This window comes from Buttiauxella sp. 3AFRM03 (genome assembly GCF_003675305.1).
Classification (GTDB): domain Bacteria; phylum Pseudomonadota; class Gammaproteobacteria; order Enterobacterales; family Enterobacteriaceae; genus Buttiauxella; species Buttiauxella ferragutiae.
In genome coordinates, this window is record NZ_CP033076.1 from 1,808,282 (window position 1) to 1,823,966 (window position 15,685).

A 15,685-nucleotide genomic window follows, 5' to 3' on the forward strand; every position below is an offset into this window, starting at 1 on the left:
TATCCGCAGAAACTTGCAGTATCCCGCCGCTAACCTGCGTGCCGCCCTAGTATTGGTTATTGCCGTTCAGAATCAAGGTGCCGAGATCGGCTTTATTAATTCCGCCTTCACCGTCAATAACCGAGTTGATGGTGGCGGTATAACCCGCACTCGGTGCCGTACCATCACCGACGCGAATAATTGTATTAGCGGTATGGGTGGTGAGATTATTCCCGCCGATGACATAACCGTCAGTGGCAAACTGCGCGCCACTGATCGCCACTTCACCGAGGCTGGTGTCGATAGTGACATTACCGGCGGTACCGCCAAATACAGCAAAGGAACCATTGCTGAACGGTGTATTAAAGCGCCCTTCAGGATCGGTGACATCCGTGGTCCAGTTGTCATTGCCGCTGCTGTTTTGCCAGATACCGTTGCCGCCATCGATCTGGTCGTTATTTTTCAACGCCCCGCCCGTACCGCCGAAACCGTCCCAGAAGCGCATGACATAACCACTGCGGTTGACGAGGTTCACCTGGCCTGCGATAGAGGTCTGAACGTAGAGATCGTCTGCCGCCGCAGGCGCGGTGCCAATATCGAGAATGTTGTTGGTTAACGCACCGGAATAATTAAAGACGCGATAGATCCCGACATCAAAACTGCCGCCCGGTGTCTGGGTGATATTCAGTTTGCCGTTAAGATTGAGGTCGCCATTAATGTTGACAAGATCGTTAAGCGTGCCGCCGACGGTGTAAGGCTGGCCAAACTGGAAATCGACTTGCGAATCCTGATTAAGGGTTAGCGCGCCCATCGTCAGCACACCGACACTTGACAGATCCTGCCCAGCCGCCAGGTGCCCGCCGTTGTCTATCACCACGCTGCCACCGAGCAGGCCCGCACCGCCAAGTGTTGCACCGCTATTTACCGTGGTTTGCCCGGTTGCCGCCACTTGATTACCGTTAATCAGTAATACGCCTTGCTGTGCATCGGTGGTTCCGGTCCAGGTGTTGGCGGCGGTGAGGTTTAGCGTTCCGCTTCCGGTTTTCACCAGATTTCCGTCACCGCTGATAATGCCGCTGATGGAGTCGTTGCGCCCTAAGGCGCCTTCAACCAGAGTTGCCGCACCCAGCATCACGTTACCTGCACCTGATAATGAACCTATCGAGGTGCCCGACAGCGCAGAACTGATATCCACCAGGCCACCCACGAGGTTAGAAATCACCGCGCCTGCGCCCTGAGCGTTGTCAGCAAAGGTCACACGTCCGCTGTTATTGACCGTCGATGAACCCGCATCGGCACTGCCGTTGAGCGCAAGCAGGGAACTGGCATCAACCGACACAATTGCATTATCCCCCTGGCTCGTATCGCTGAAAGTCGCGTTACCGCCGTTAGTCAGATTGATAGTGCTTTGCCCGGCTCCGGCGTTGTCGTGGAACGCCAGTGATGCGTTGTCGACGGCAAAGACGTGCGTTTCACCCGAAGCGGCGTTATTGAGGTTTAACAGCGCCAGAGAGCTTAATGAAACCAGGCTATCTGACGCACCTAATGCCCCACTGGTATTCGCATTAACGGTCAGTTGCCCGGTACCATTTTTGCCAATAATCGTGGTGTCGCCCTGATAGGTATTCGCGGTGCCCAACTCAAGCACGCCATTATTGGTGCCCGTGGAGCTATCTTTAATAGTCAGCGGACCATCACCGCCAATCACGCCTGTTGGGGTAAAGGTATGGCCGAATACATCCAGCGCAGCGCCCGCAACGCCATCGACAAAGAATAAGCGTGATGTCGTGAGATCGGCCCCCGCCTGGAAGGTGGCGCCATTTTTCAACAACACTGAGTTACTGGTCGCACCAAGCGCGTTGTCGTTGGTGATATTCAGCGTGCCGTTCCAGACTTCCACGCCACCGGTAAACACATTATTGCCGGTTAAAATCAGGCGACCTGGATCGGTTTTCAGCAAACGGATATTGCCAGCGGACAGATCGTTCTGCACCAGGTTGACGTTGATAAGCGTCGTGATGTCGGCTCCCGCCGCACCATTCCCCACACGAATCGCAAAATAGCTGTCGGCATGGGTCGCGCCTTGCGCTTCGTAGCTGTTATCCGGCGGGAAATTACCCGGCGGGTTAGTCGCATCAAAGAACAGTTGCGAATCCGGGCGTGCAGGGTCGGCATTCAGGATGTAGCCATTACTGGCGAACTGCATCCCGGAAGTGAGCACGTCACCAAAGGCATTGCTGACCCGTACCACGTCACCTTGCCCCTGGAAGACAGCGAAAGCATCCTGCGCCCACGGCGCATTACCGACCCCATCAACTTGCGTCCAGTTGTTGCTGACGCCTGAAATCAGGCTGGTCCAGTAACCGAAGCCACCGTCAACTCTGCCATTGCCTGTCGTACCATCCCCGTGGTTGCCAGGGATCACATCAAGGTCACCATCCCAGAACTGCAACTGATTTGTCGGGTCAATAAAGTTAAGCGCGAGGTTAACTTCCTTGTCGATGTTGGTCTGGATGGCGTAATTACTGGCGTCGTTGGGTGGCAGCGACGCGATATCCATGGTGTTGTCGGTGAGCGAACCGCCATAGTTAAACAGGCGATACACACCCGGCAGGAAGGCTCCGCCTGCGGTCAGCGCCACATTGAGTGAACCATCAAGTATTAAGTCACCTTTCACATCCACCAGGTCATTGAGTGAGCCACCCGGTGTATAAACTTCCCCCAACTGGAACTGGCTGTTGGTGTCACTGGCAAGTGTCAGATCGCCCTGAACGGTCAGCGTCCCGGTGCGATTGCCACGGCTGTCATCACCGGGGCGCAATGTGGTCCCGCTCTCGAACAGCACATCACCGCCGATGGTGCCGTAACCGCCAAGCGTAGTGCCGCTCTTGACGGTGGTCAGCCCTGTTCCGCTCTGCACACCGTTAATCAGCAAGGTACCCTGCTCAACGGTAGTGCTTCCCGCATAGCTGTTATTGCCACCGAGGCGAGTGACGCCGCTACCAATCTGGCGGAACGCACCACTTCCTGAAATAACACCATTGAGCGCCACTGCATCAGAGTGGTTAACCGTCAGGATACCGTTATCAGTAATGTTGGTTTGCTCTGATAGTTTGCCGGTTGTATTACCATCGCCGAGAGTCAGCTCCGATCCTGCGCCTATCAAAGTATTCCCGGTGTAGGTGTTATCGCCCAGCAGAATAGTATTACCGCTATTGATGCGCTCCATGCCGCCGGTGCCGCTGATCACGCCACTGTAGACTTGGTCGCCCGCCCCATCGAATGACAGCAAGCTTGTCGCCCCCGAGGTGGCGACGTTGTAGTTATGGATGGTGGCCTCGCCCGCAGTCGGGGCGCTGTCGCCGCTACGCAGCGTGGCACCATTGTTGATATTGATCGCTTGCACACCAGAGAGCGTTAAATTATCCACCACGCGTGCATCAGTCGGAACGCCATTTAAGCTATCTAAGGTCAGCGTGCTCCAGCCCGACCCAATATTGGTGCCTTTCGCCAGGTCGTCCGCGCTAAAGGATCCCAGTAATGCAGGCGTTGCCCCCTCATTCGTACCATTAAGAGTCAACGTATTATTGGTGCCGCCTTCACTGAGAATATGCGTCACGTCCGCCATCGACACATCACCCAGCGTGGCGCGGTCATTGCCATCTGCACCTGTGAATGTCACTCCACCCGTGTAATCACCCGCCGTCCAGCTGAACTGGTCGTTGCCACTACCCAGCACAATTTCACCGAGAGTGTTGGCCGTCGTCCCGCTTAACGCCACATTATCATTGCCTGTTCCGGTCAAAATAGCCTGCGCCGTGGCATTCGCAGCCAACAAGGTGCCACTGTTATTCACCGTGGTATTGCCGCTGCCCGAAGCATTAATCACTGGTGCACCCGCCCCGAGGCTGGTGATAACTCCCGAGTTGGTGATGGTACGACTGCTACCGCTCAAACCATCAGTTGCCACAATCGCGGAACCCGCATTGGCGGCCATGTTGATAACCGCGCCAGAACTGACATTATTGGAGGTTCTCGCCAGAATGCCGACGCTCCCCGCCCCGTTGCCATTAATGGTGTAGCCGCTGCCGATAGTGAGATCGCCCGTGGTAACCGAACCATCGGCCTTCATGAAAGCAAAACCTTCGCCATTTCCGGAAACATTTAATGTGTTACTGGTGCCTGCAGCGCTAAAGGTGACAGCAGTGCGAATCGCCGGGCCATCGGAGGCGTTAATCGTGACGTTACTAAGATTGATGTTGGAGGTATCGGCGTTGTTATTAATCCCCGCGCCGCTGTCGGAAATGTCGATAACTGTATCCGAGGCGTTAAAGGAGGTGGCACCGGCATCCATTCTTACACCATCGGCTCCACCAGAGGCCGTAATCTGGTTGCCTGTACCGTTAACCGTTAAATTCGCGCCTGCTCCAATGAGCTGGACTGCCGCTAAACCGCCTGAGGCATTGACTGTGCCGAGGCGGTTAACCACCGCATTCGCTCCACCCACACGAACCCCGACGTTGCCGCTATTCGCGGCACCGCTGACGCTAATAATGCCGTTATTCGTCAGCACGCCATTATTTTGAATATCGACACCAATATTATTGGTGCCAGAAACATTCACCGGCGCACCGACCGTTGCGGTACCGTTGTCATGCAGAATGATCCCGGTACTGTTGGTGCCATTTAATGAAATGCCAGGGCCGCTGAGATTGAGCACACCCGCATGAGCCACGTTGTAGCCAACAATGCCACTTTGTCCTGGGCTGCTGGTAATCGAGGCATTGGATGTCACGTCAGTCTGCACTTCATCGGAATCAATGGTGCCGTCGATATTGTAATTACGTCCATCAATCAGGACAGCGGTGGTGTTGTCATGCTGCAGGACAATACCGCCGTCACTAATATTGCCGACTGCCCCGCCAGTCACTTTTACCCCAACCGCTTTTTCGCCATTGACGAATATCTGTGCGGTTCCGGTGGTGAGTGAGGTTTTAGTTCCGGTCGTTTCATCGACGCCATTGGCAATAATCCCGGTTCCATTGTTACCTGATACCGTCAGTTGATATCCCGCTGCAGCACCGCTATTACCAGCAAAAGTCGCCCCGTGATCCACAGCAAACAAAATAGAATCGGCCTGGCCGTTATCATTGATATTCGCATTGCCGAGATTAATCTGCGCCTTATTACCCCAGGCGTAGTAACCCATCTGTTTGACGTTTTCGAAAGAAAGCGTCGAAGCTGAATCAATATCGATGCGCGCATCGCCACGCGCATGTACACCAATCGCCCCTGCAGATAACAAGCGAATGGTAGAATTCAGGTTAACCTGGGCGTGTTGGGTGTTTAGCCCTTCCGCATAAACCGCATAGTTACGGTAGGTGTAGGGTTGGCCGTCGCTACCGCCGGTATCCCCCGCTTTCCCGACAGTAATCGCGCTGCCTGTTGTGGTGGTAACTTCCGCCCCCGCGTCTTGCGCCAGCACGTTGATGGCAATGTTGTTATCACCGTCCACCTTGATAAGGCCGCTGTGCGTCACGGTGCCGACATTGTCAACCACGTTTAAACCATAGTTTGCTGCAGCCGAACCGTTAGTCAGTTTACCTAATACATTGATCGTGCCGGAGTTAGTTACCGCCCCTGACGCCCCTTCGATGGAGATCCCGGCGGCATTACGGGTATTTTCAGCAATGGTTATCGTACCGGTGTTGTTCACCGCGCCGGTGCTTTGCGTGCGAATCCCCGCCGACAGATCGCCACCGGTCATCGGAACAGGTATTGGCGCGGTGGAATTTAAGACAGGATTGACGCCAAGGTAGATATTACCGGCATTATTGAATGTGGCGCTTTGATCAAGCCAGACGCCGTAACCGCCGGCTTTGCCGAACTGATTATTACTGTTGCCAACCAGTGCGATGGTACCTGCTAAAGTATTCGAAACCGTGGTGGTGCCTGACGCGCGAATGCCCACGGCACCGTTGGTGGTGGAGTCAGTAATCGCCGCATTGATATGACCGTTGTTGGTCAGCGTACTGTTACCGCTGCCCTGCATGCCTGTGCTGCCCGCATTAGAAACGTTCTGGTTGCTGCCATCCTTTTCAATAAACAGACCCGCGTTGAGCGTGCCATTGTTGATGGCCTTGGCGTCCGTCGTCAGCATACCAACAGAGTCTGGGCTACTGCCGCTGCTGCGCCAGGCGTTGATCGCCCCGTCGTTTGTGATGATGGCACCATTGTCCGCACGCATCACCGCCGATGCCCCGTCAACCGCCAGGCTCCCCTCGCTGGTGACCAAACCAGACGCATTCGCACCTGTGGCATATATAACGTTTAAATCCCCGGTTGAAACCGTGGCGTTGTTGTTGTGTACTCCTTTGTCATCCCAGACATGGTAGGTCAGGTTGATACTGGTATTTTCCTCTTGTGCCAACATGCCGCTAATAATCGCGTCGTAGGTGTTTTGCGCTTCAACAGACGAGTCAATCACCTCACCATTTACTGTTGCACCCGCCGTCAGCCAGTACTGGATCTGCGGTTTTCCAGCATAAGCCCCCTGGCCTGTCAGGAAATCATTAACATCTGCAATGTCAGTGGATGAATGAATAACGAAGTCTTTATTCCCCAATAGCAGGGCCTTATTCCCGATCTGCTCGTAGTGGGGCAGCGTGATGGTGAAATCGTATTTCGCACTTTGCGCTTCAAGATTTTGGGTATCAGATGAGAGCACGATCGCCGGGCGGAAATGGATAAAGTTATCAGAACGCCATTCGGTACGGCTGGTCGCACTCCCGCTGCCGTCCGCTTTTGCCAGTACAGAATTTTTAGTCAACAGGTCGATGGTATTTGCAGCTGCTGCAATCGGCGTGTTCGCATCGCTTGAACCTACATTGATATTGGCCTGCCCGCCGGTTGCCGCCACCGACGCGATCCCGAAATTATTAAAGATACGAATCGAGTTTGGGTCGTAAACCGGCAACAACATGTCGCTGACGGCCGTGTCATCGGCAGCAATAAACGTCGAGGAATCATAAATGCTGATGACCTGATAACTGCCGTCAAGGCCTGGCACTTCGACGTTCAGTTCCTGGCTTTCCTGAGGTCTGGCCGGAGAAGGCGAATACGTGTACTGATCAATGTTTGCCGCTGTTATTGGCGTAGCAGCCCCGGTTGAATCCGTGGCTTCGATAGTGATGATGCGGTTTGGATCGGTCCCCGTCCCGGTTCCACCGGGGTCAGGAAGCGCATTCAGTACCGTGACCCCCGTACTGCTGCCGTTCGTCCCCGTGGCAATGTTGGGTATCGCGCCAGTAATATTCAGTTCGGTGCCTGGGGCGTAATGATTTGCCAGTGGCTGACCATCAATGGTAAACGCGTAACCCGTCTCTTTAACCGCATCGTAAACCGGTAGAAACAGGTAGTTGGGATAAGCCGCGCTCCACGTCACATCTACAGCGCTGGCTGTCGGGCCATAAACACCGGCAACAATCAGCGCAGTAGTTAATAATTTTCGGCCTCCACGCCCGGTCTTCGATCCTTTTTTCCCTGTTCGGGATGTTTCTGCAACGGCAATAAAACTGTTCGCCACATGGCTCCATACCAAACGATAAATATTATTCATAAGTCATCTCTGCAAGGCCGCATAAGGAAATAGCGCGTTGACACAAATAAACAACAAGAAACACTTGTCGAAACACTTTGAGTAACATTAGTACAAGGTTGAGTTTTGAGATGGCGAAAGAGTAAATAAGTCTTATTTAATGGATGCTTTTATATAATGTGCAGGTTCAGTGAAGAAACTCATGATGAGCTCTGCTTATTATTGCAACGGAATGATAGTTACGTCTGCTCATCGCTCACAGCGGACCTGACAGGCAGCTGGCTGGTCCGCTGCGTGCCAAAAACAGGCATTGCCAGCTCTAGCATTTTTAGGTTTGTATAGTCGGGCTAACGACCCTACGTGCTGGGGGCAGGTCACATACGCTATGCAGCAGCTCAGCAAAGAGAAGAGCGAACTTGGTTACGGGAAACCGTTATGATGAATAAGGCTCCCATTGAAGGAGCCTTACTTTTTGATAGGGATGATGAATATTATCCGAGGCTTACTGGCTTTACACCTTTCTTCGGCCCGACCATATCCATGTCTTTTTCCTTCTGACCAACTTTGGCAAGTTTGTTGCCGTCGATGGAAGCCCAGAAGTCAAGAGAGCGTCTTGCACCAGCCATAGCTTTATCAGAAGTGATTTTTCTATGTTGTTTGATCATGTTTAACCTCTTTGGCTATAGATCTTATGGATAATTTTATAACAAATGCGTTCATTAAACAAACAGCCCATCGACTGCTGATTGAGATTGTCATTCTTCATCTGGGTCAATGCCATTCACTTTCAATCGTATGGTATTGAGGATGTCGCGCACATCTGCAGACATCTTACTGTGGTCATCCCATACCTGGGCAAATCCGTAGCTCCTATAACGCGGTTGTGCATCTTCAGTAGGATCTTGAATATAGACGTCGTCAAGCTCCGCGATCTGGCAGAAGGTAGTCGCGTAAATAAGTGCGATGATCAATACGTTGCCTGTTAGGTCGGTATCTTCATCTGAAATGAAGTTTTCTAACATGCAAATTGAGAATTGCTCACGGCGCCAGTCGTATTTACAAATGATAACCGCATGAAGCTGTTCCGGCTCATCACGGTCGATCAGCTTTAAAGTTATATCCAGTATTCCGTCTTCAGTGTTACCGCTATAGGTCTGCATCGCCCATCGCCAGTCCAAGGGGCTTTGTAAATTTGCGTCTTCAAGCTGGCGTCTCTCTTCGTCGCTCAAAACGCCTACTGAGATATTAGTCCATCCAAGTATTTCAATAGCTTCTTGTGTTGTTGCCAGGCAATGATCATGTATTTGCTGAGTAGATAGGAAGCTCACTTCATGTCGTCCTTTTCTTCTATCCCATGGCTATTATATCGTTCAGGTGTGAAAGTAGGCGAGTTATTCTGACCTGCCCCCCGCTATACGTGGTTTTAGAGGGCTGACGTGACCTGTTCCCAGTTGATTGACACACGGCATGTTAGCAAGATTCATGGTGACTCAATTACGAACGTCTGCTGATCGCTAAAAGCAGCCCGAACACCTGGTTTAATATCTCCTGCAATTCCAAAATTCAATTTTCACTATATCGTGATTTGTGCCGAAGACTTTCGGTTTCCAATAATTAAGCAAGGTTTTACTGTTGACTTGTCCAGTACTTTTAGCAGAAGGTGGAGGGGTAAAAAGATTCGCCCCCGAATGGTGCACGAACACCAAAAGAGGGCTAACCACAAACGTTAACTTATAAGGAGTAACGCTATGGCTGTTGCCAATAGTAACACATTCGCTCGCCCTGAAATCATTGCTGCTCAATCCGTTATTGCGGGGAACATCGCAGCTTTATTAAAAATACCGTTGAGTGCCACGCATGATTTATTCCAGGTTGTGGATATTTGCCAACGTTATGCTGATGAATTAATCGAAGTTAATAATCACGCTGAATATATGGCGTTATGCGGGCGTTTACTGGCGGGGTTGAATGTACTGAAAGTGGTTTTAAAATCGCCGTTGCCAAAACATCTTATTGAGCAATTAACGGTGAATGACAATAATTACGATGAATATCGAAGTCCACTTTCAACAGATTCAGAGACAACCTGTGAATATTGTTGCGCATTAACCATGGTGTTACTGAACCAACAGGTCACGCTGGATCAGCAGGAACAGATCAGCGAATTATTATTTGAATTACTGAGCATGCTGGCAGAGGATTTGAAAGCGCCGCGTTTTATCCGCACCACGACAGGGCTGGCAATGATAGAGGGTGACGCCGTGCCGGGCATTCATTAAACAACGCTAAGGGGCGGTACCTGGTGACAGGTATCGCTGGTGTATCTGCCTTATTCCCCCCTGAAATAACTGACCAAAACAGCGGAATATATTACCGATCAGCATCGTCAATATTAGTTCAAAAAAAAAAACCATGGTGCACCTGGCTTCCTGGCAGTTATGTGATATTGAGCTCGTCGATATTTTATATTTCGCCACATTTCTCCCTATTTGGTTAATGATGGCACTCAACAGAAGGACTGTTCTTTAATTTAACGTTATAAACGGGATGGTTATATTCATGCATTACCAACCCATAATCAACAACCAGAAACCATAACTAAGGAGGCATTAATTGAACCATAAATTAGGATCTTTATAAAACAATCTATTACATGGAGTAATAATTTATGTCCATCATTAAACAGACTAATCCCTGGTATATTGGCACTGTATCAGGGATGGCATCCTATATCGACTCGGCCGCGATTGTATCAAGCGGAACCGCTCTGGTTATCTATTCAAAAACGATTGGCGTCACAGCAGGGCAAATCGGTATTTTCTCCGGTGTATTAACACTCTGTATTGCCCTGGGGGCTTTTTTCGGCGGCCGTTTAGGCGACATGTTCGGCAGAAAAAAAATATTCATCACCACAATGGCAATGATTGTCGTTGGCGCATTGCTAATGGCATTAGGTCGAACATTTCCCCTCTTACTTCTCGGCACTCTTTTATTGGGTCTGGCGACAGGTGCAGATTTACCGGTTTCTCTGGCGACCATCTCGGAGGCGGCAACGGATAAAAATCGCGGGAAAATTATTGGACTGTCTAATCTTTTGTGGGCTGGCGGCGTAAGCGTATCAATGGCCATCGCTTCAGTAGTCGGCAGTTGGGGCATTTTAGGCGCGCAAATTCTTTACTTCCATATTGGAATTACTGGTATCGCATTATTAATCCTGCGCTCGCTTATCCCTGAATCTCCCCTGTGGTTGGCCGCACACCATGAACGCCTCTGTGGAGTAAAAACGATTCGCGCCCAAACAGCCTCATTCAAAGATTTATTTAACAGAAAATATCTCACTCCGTTTATCGCACTTTGTCTTTTCTATATGTTGACTAATCTGGCGGCTAACACCAGTGGGCAATTTGGTGCATATATTGCCGTTAATATCGTCGGTATACCGATTGAAACCCACTCATTTTGGAGCTTATTAATGCTTCCGGTATGTATTGTCTCCGGGGTTGCCTTTATGAAACTGGTTGATACTCCCAAAAGAATGACCGGATTTATTGTTGGCGCATTTTTCTATACCGCAGGGTTTGTTATGCCGGTTTTATTTAACTTTGCACCGTTCTCCTGGTTCTGCGCCATGTTATTTACCAGCACAGGGGCCGGACTGGCATTTGAAGGCATTATGAAAGTATGGTCGCAGGAATCATTTCCCACGATGTTACGCTCAACGGCGCAGGGCATCATCGTTGCGGTATCCAGGCTGACCTGCGGGCTACTGGCATTTGTGACCCCCTTATTACTCGAAATGGGAACAACTTTTTTATATACCGTCCTCTCATGTATGGCCGGTGTCGGTATGGTTATCGGTTGGCTCTGCTTTCATGGCAACCAGCGCAATGAGTTTAATTCCGAGGCAGATATTATTCAAAACCATCATTAATACGTAAAAGGACTGACGATAATGCAAAGAAAATATGAAGTGGCTGCATATTATTTCCCCAATTTCCACTGTGATCCCAAAGTAGAGCAATGGCACGGCAAAGGTTGGACCGAATGGGAACTGGTGAAAAATGCTACCCCACGGTTTGTCGGCCATATGCAACCCAAAGTGCCGCTATGGGGTTATGAAGATGAAGCTGACCCAGTGGTTATGGAAAAGAAAATTAGAGCAGCCGCCGGGCACGGGATCTCTGCCTTTATCTTTGACTGGTACTGGCACCAGGAGGGGCCATTTCTTGAACGCTGTCTTGACGAAGGCTATTTAAACGCCGCCAACAATAGTGATGTTAAATTTGCCATTATGTGGGCCAACCATGACTGGCTGGAGATTCATCCGGCTACCCGTTATCAGCCTTACCCTACCCGCCTCACGGGGGCTGTCTCCGAGCAGATATTTATAGATGCAACCGAGCATATTATTGAACGCTATTTCACTCATCCTTCTTACTGGAAGATAGACGGGAAATTTTATTTTTCGATTTACGAGATGATGAGCCTGGTTAAAGGCCTGGGTGGGCTGAGCAATACCAAAAGAGTGCTGGAGGATTTTCGAGCAAAAATTCGCGCGCGCGGGCTGGGCGAGTTGCATCTCAATGCCGTGGTATGGGGTATAGAAACCTTACCAACCGAAAATACGCTTACCGATGCTGACAAGGTGATTGAGTATCTGGGAATTGACAGCGTGACCAGCTACGTGTGGGTTCATCATATTACACCGGGTCATTTTCCTGATTGCCCCTACAACGAGATCCGCGAATGCGCCAAAGCAGAACATGCACGCTTGAGCAGCCAACACGCGCTCCCTTATATCCCCAACGTAACAGTGGGCTGGGATTCTTCCCCCAGAACGGTGCAAACCGACTGCTTCGATGACATTGGCTATCCCTGGTTCCCGGTGTATACGGATAATTCCCCTGCGGAATTCGAAAAGGCGCTGCAGGACGTTAAGAACTTTATGGATACAGAAAAATCGGTATTTCCCGTTTGTACGATCAACGCGTGGAACGAATGGACGGAAGGGAGCTATCTCGAGCCAGACACCGTTAATGGTTTTAGCTACTTAGCAGCCGTCAAAAAAGTATTTAGCTAAAGTAATGTATCCAGAGGCGCTACCCGGTGCGGAATTTTATTTCCGCATCGTTCTCACTTTTATCATGTCAGGAAACAGGACAATCTGGCGTTAACAATCGCCACGCAACCGTTTTCCTTGCTGCATGTTCATGCTATTCTCTGAGCCCTTCTGACCGACCGAGCCACGTTCGGTGATGTTTGCATACCCACAGGAGTTTTGAGACGCATGTCCTCCAACCAGACCCCGGCGCGTATCGCCATTGTCATGGGTTCCAAAAGTGACTGGGCCACCATGCAGTTTGCCGCAGAAATCCTCACCGCCCTTGATGTCCCACACCACGTTGAAGTGGTTTCCGCACACCGCACTCCCGATAAACTCTTCAGCTTTGCCGAACAGGCGAGCAGCAACGGTTATCAGGTGATTATTGCAGGTGCAGGCGGTGCGGCGCATTTACCGGGTATGATCGCGGCGAAAACCCTGGTTCCGGTGCTGGGTGTGCCAGTCCAGAGCGCGGCTTTAAGCGGCGTCGACAGTCTCTACTCTATTGTTCAAATGCCACGCGGTATTCCGGTTGGTACGCTGGCAATCGGCAAAGCCGGTGCGGCCAACGCTGCTTTACTGGCGGCGCAAATTCTCGCTCTGCACGATAAAGATCTCAGTCAGCGCCTGGCAGACTGGCGTCAAAGCCAGACCGACGAAGTGCTGGAAAACCCGGACCCACGGGGTGAAGCATGAAACGCGTTTGCGTGTTGGGTAACGGTCAGTTAGGCAGAATGCTGCGCCAGGCGGGCGAACCGCTGGGCATCGCGGTTTATCCGGTGGGTCTTGACGCTGAACCTGAAGCCGTACCATTTGCGCAAAGTGTTATCACCGCAGAAATTGAGCGCTGGCCTGAAACCGCCCTCACCCGCGAACTGGCGCGCCACAATGCATTTGTGAACCGCGATGTTTTCCCGATTATCGCCGACCGTCTGACGCAAAAACAGCTGTTCGATAGACTCGAACTGGCGACCGCACCGTGGCAGTTGCTTTCCAGCCGCGACCAATGGGCTGACGTGTTCCACAACCTTGGCGAACTGGCGATTGTGAAGCGTCGCGTTGGCGGTTACGACGGACGCGGACAGTGGCGTTTGCGCAGCGATGAAACCAGCCAATTGCCCGATGAGTGCTACGGCGAGTGTATCGTTGAGCAAGGCATTAACTTTTCCGGCGAAGTTTCGCTGGTTGGCGCACGCGGGCATGACGGCAGCACGGTGTTTTATCCGCTAACTCACAACCTGCATCAGGACGGTATTCTGCGCACCAGCGTGGTTTTCCCGCAGGCAAACATTGAGCAACAGCAGCAAGCGGAAGCGATGCTTTCGGCAATTCTGCATGAGCTGAACTATGTCGGCGTGATGGCGATGGAGTGCTTCGTCACGCCTGCCGGGTTGCTGATTAACGAACTGGCACCGCGCGTGCACAACAGCGGCCACTGGACACAAAACGGCGCATCTATCAGCCAGTTTGAGCTGCATCTGCGCGCCATTGTTGATCTGCCGTTGCCGCAACCTGTCGTTAATTCACCGTCAGTAATGATCAACCTTATCGGTACCGATTTAAATTACGACTGGCTGAAACTGCCGTTGGTGCATTTACACTGGTACGACAAAGACGTGCGTGAAGGTCGTAAAGTCGGCCATCTCAATCTTAATGACAGCGATAACGACAGACTGGGCGCAACGCTTGAAGCGCTGGTGCCGTTGTTACCCGTGGAATACGCCAGTGGGATTGCCTGGGCGCAAAGCAAACTCTAATCACAGCGGCGGGTAGCGTTAAGCGCTTACCCGCCCTGCCATTCCAGCCCCTTCCTTTCTTTTTTGCATGCAAAAGCGCACAATCCCCAGCGTTTCTGGCCTCACTCGCTTTAAGGTTATCCATGCAAAACGCTCGTCCCAATACTCAACATTATGAACATCTGCTGCGCGCCGATATTCCGCTTATCGACGTGCGTGCGCCGGTTGAATTCGCTCAGGGAACAATGCCTGCCGCAGTAAATTTACCGTTGATGTCAGACGACGAACGTGTCGCGGTAGGCACTTGTTACAAGCAACACGGTCAACAAGCCGCGATTGAATTGGGCCACAGTCTGGTACATGGCGATATCCGCGAAGCCCGTTTAGAGAAGTGGCTGGAACAATGCCGCCAAAACCCACAAGGATACCTGTGTTGTGCCAGAGGCGGCCTGCGTTCCCACCTGGTTCAACAGTGGTTGTATGAAGCGGGTGTCGACTATCCGCTGGTTGAAGGTGGTTATAAAGCGCTGCGCCATTATGCGATGGGCGTGATTGAATCCCGCTCGCGCTGGCCGATGGTGCTGGTCAGTGGCAACACTGGCGGCGGCAAAACGATCCTTATCCGTTCACTGCCAACCGGCGTCGATCTTGAAGGGCTGGCACACCATCGTGGTTCGTCATTTGGCCGCACCATTGTCGAACAACCTTCGCAAACCAATTTCGAAAATAGCCTCGCAGTGACGTTACTCAAAAAAAGTGATGGCGCGGAAGTGACGTGGGTTGTCGAAGATGAAGGCCGAATGATTGGCTCGCGCCACATCCCGGAGTGTTTCAGAGAGCAGATGCAACGCTCACCGATTGTGGTGATTGAAGATCCCTTCGAGCAGCGTTTAGAGCGTCTAAAAACCGAATATTTCCTGCAAATGAGCGAAGCATTTTTGTCGGTAAGCGATGAAGAAACCGCATGGCTTAACTACGGCGAATATCTGCATCACGGCCTGTTTGCCATTCGCCGCCGTTTAGGGATGGAACGTTTTGCGCAGTTCAGCGCACTGCTGGATGACGCGCTAGAATTGCAACGAAAAACCGGTTCGGTGGAGGGGCATCTGGCCTGGCTTTCGCCGCTGCTCGAAGAGTATTACGACCCGATGTACCGCTACCAGCTCAGCAAAAAAGCCGACAATATTGTGTTTCGTGGTGACTATCAGCAGGTTGAAGCCTGGCTTAACAACAATATTTAAATCAAACAGGCTAATGCCAAACACAACATTA

At 51.4% G+C, this 15,685-nt stretch carries 9 protein-coding genes; 6 read left to right on the forward strand and 3 right to left on the reverse strand.

Going from position 1 to position 15,685, the window contains the following annotated elements; genetic code table 11:
* Nucleotides 1-46: 46 nt before the first annotated feature.
* From D8682_RS09945 to D8682_RS09950, 3 genes are all read right to left on the reverse strand, one after another.
* A complete protein-coding gene (locus D8682_RS09945; protein WP_238392835.1) occupies nt 47-7,597 on the reverse strand; it encodes an autotransporter-associated beta strand repeat-containing protein in 7,551 nt (2,516 codons plus the stop codon).
* A 470-nt stretch (nt 7,598-8,067) separates the two neighbouring features.
* Nucleotides 8,068-8,241 carry a hypothetical protein gene (locus D8682_RS26950; protein WP_166642060.1) on the reverse strand — a complete coding sequence of 58 codons (174 nt, stop codon included), beginning with the start codon at nt 8,239-8,241 and terminating at the stop codon, nt 8,068-8,070.
* A 90-nt stretch (nt 8,242-8,331) separates the two neighbouring features.
* Nucleotides 8,332-8,904 (reverse strand): hypothetical protein, encoded by a 573-nt coding sequence (locus D8682_RS09950; protein ID WP_162303010.1) that lies wholly within the window; start codon nt 8,902-8,904, stop codon nt 8,332-8,334.
* A gap of 420 nt (nt 8,905-9,324) precedes the next feature.
* Between D8682_RS09950 and D8682_RS09955 the strand changes: the two genes are divergently transcribed.
* The 6 genes from D8682_RS09955 to mnmH all read left to right on the forward strand — a co-directional run bounded on the left by D8682_RS09955 (nt 9,325) and on the right by mnmH (nt 15,654).
* The gene (locus D8682_RS09955; RefSeq protein ID WP_121814184.1) at nt 9,325-9,855 is read left to right on the forward strand and encodes a hypothetical protein; all 531 of its coding nucleotides are present in this window, start codon (nt 9,325-9,327) and stop codon (nt 9,853-9,855) included.
* A gap of 389 nt (nt 9,856-10,244) precedes the next feature.
* A complete protein-coding gene (locus tag D8682_RS09960; protein ID WP_121814185.1) occupies nt 10,245-11,507 on the forward strand; it encodes an MFS transporter in 1,263 nt (420 codons plus the stop codon).
* Nucleotides 11,508-11,528: 21 nt separating this feature from the next.
* Nucleotides 11,529-12,656: a glycoside hydrolase family 99-like domain-containing protein gene (locus D8682_RS09965; protein WP_121814186.1), complete on the forward strand. Its 1,128-nt coding sequence runs from the start codon at nt 11,529-11,531 to the stop codon at nt 12,654-12,656.
* A 207-nt stretch (nt 12,657-12,863) separates the two neighbouring features.
* Nucleotides 12,864-13,373, forward strand: coding sequence for a 5-(carboxyamino)imidazole ribonucleotide mutase (purE, locus tag D8682_RS09970; RefSeq protein WP_064548975.1), 510 nt, complete (start codon nt 12,864-12,866; stop codon nt 13,371-13,373).
* Entirely contained in the window at nt 13,370-14,434 is a 1,065-nt protein-coding gene (gene purK, locus D8682_RS09975) for a 5-(carboxyamino)imidazole ribonucleotide synthase (protein ID WP_121814187.1), read from the forward strand. The genes purE and purK overlap by 4 nt, the downstream gene beginning before the upstream one ends.
* A gap of 122 nt (nt 14,435-14,556) precedes the next feature.
* The gene (mnmH, locus tag D8682_RS09980) at nt 14,557-15,654 is read left to right on the forward strand and encodes a tRNA 2-selenouridine(34) synthase MnmH (RefSeq protein ID WP_121814188.1); all 1,098 of its coding nucleotides are present in this window, start codon (nt 14,557-14,559) and stop codon (nt 15,652-15,654) included.
* Nucleotides 15,655-15,685 lie beyond the last annotated feature (31 nt).